General features: G+C 47.7%; 1 protein-coding gene. It reads right to left on the bottom strand.

Going from position 1 to position 1,756, the window contains the following annotated elements:
• Positions 1-1,194 (bottom strand): amidohydrolase family protein (locus WCO51_13500; GenBank protein ID MEI6514268.1); only part of this gene is annotated, 1,194 nt, incomplete at its 3' end.
• Between the last annotated feature and the right edge of the window lie 562 nt (positions 1,195-1,756).

Consider the following 1,756-nt stretch of genomic DNA (forward strand, 5'->3'; position numbering starts at 1 on the left):
GGATTTGGAGATTTGGCTTCGATCGACTAATCGGGATAGGGCGGCGGCGATTAGGTCTTTGGTAAGGGAGAGTGACGCCAATACGAAATCCAGGCCACCTCCATCACTTCCGTAGGCAATCACCCGATTGGCGGATAGGCTGCCAAGGCACCGATAGAGGAAGGCTTCTGTTCCGGCGGGATCAATATACTCAGCCCAAACGCAGTTAGCAGTGGTGTTCTGATATTGGCTGAGTATGTAATAAATTTCATCAACCCAAGGATAATTGAGGTGGTAAAGGTCGAACCTGACATTTGGGAATCGCTCGATTAAATTGTGAAGTTGATTGGCGTTGGATTTTGCGTTGACGCTAAAAATGAAACCGGTGTGAATGGCTACCGTCAGCCCCAAATCGGAAGCGCAGGCGACCAGGGCATCGAACATGTAGTTCGAAAGAGAATTGTCTCCTTCCGGAACATTATGACCGTTACGAAGACGAAGAAAAGCTGCTTGCGCGGCTCCTCTATCTGGCGCGTCGTAGCCAACCCCTCGGGTATAGGCGCGAGTGTCTTTCAACCCAACAAGCCCAAGCTTCGCCGCTTTTTGAACCAAACTGCAGCACTTTTCTTTCATATCATCGAGCGAATGGAACTCAGACCCAATGACGTGTTCAATTTGTTGGAACTCCTGCGGCGTATTGATATCGTGAAAATCATTGGTGTGCAAGAGCGGGAAAAACCCATCTATCGGCTTATATATGCCTTCGAGGAATTCAGTAAGCAACTTTAATCCACCGAAACAAGGGTGGCCGAGTACGTCAGTTAGTGAGCCGCGAATACCTGCGTGCTTATAGGCGTTGCGAGCTTCGTCGGGGGTGTGCTTTCGCAATCGTTTGGGAATTTCATCGTATGATTCGAGGGTTAGATCATCACTTAAGCCCAACCGTCGCAGCTTTGCGGAGGCGACACGGCCGCCACCGGTACAGCGTAATTGAGGCCAAGCGCTCAGGAATAACTTCCACGCCTCTCGTCCGGATGCGCCACTCCATTTGAAACCACCCATCCCAGGCATATTCTCATGAAAATATTCCGAAACATAAGAAAGAGCATCCCCGTTGGATGGAAACTCTTCCCCCTCATGGCTAGTTTGATGCAGGTGCCCGTTAATACAAGGCGTTTCTTCCAAAGCTTCCCGAATATCCAAATAACTACTCATCCCCAACTCCTAATAGCAAAAGTGCGCCTATCCAGTAAAGCATATCATAGAAGAGGATAGGAAGAGGCAAAGAAGCGCTAAGAAAGGCGCCTTCCGGAGACCCCCTTGTATTCCCCCTTGGAAAGGAGGAAATTTCGGATATCTTCCCATGACGCATTCCCAGGCATATGAAGACAGATTCTTCGTTCCGTACGCAATGACACATTTTTCAATATGTAGGAGACTTTTCATACCTGGCGCCCCTATGCCCCTTATCTTCTCTAAATTGTAAAGAAGAAGTCCACCGAAATAATCCTATTGCATTGCCAGACTCTTTCTATTTTATTGAAAATCTTCACGCATAAATTAGGTTTCAAAGCTGAGAAAATTACAGTGATTAGGATAACTAATGAAGGTCTAATGAGGTGCCGATAATAATGACAGCTTAAATGCATAGGAGATGAGGCATTATGTTCAAGGAAGTTTCAGTCAGTCCAAGGATGGTACTGGTCATACTGGGATTAACAGCCGGAATGCTTTCGGCTATGGCAGTGACCCTGCCTTACACCGGCGGGGCTGCTGA

The sequence above is a fragment of the bacterium genome (assembly GCA_037131655.1).
GTDB lineage: Bacteria > Armatimonadota > Fimbriimonadia > Fimbriimonadales > JBAXQP01 > JBAXQP01.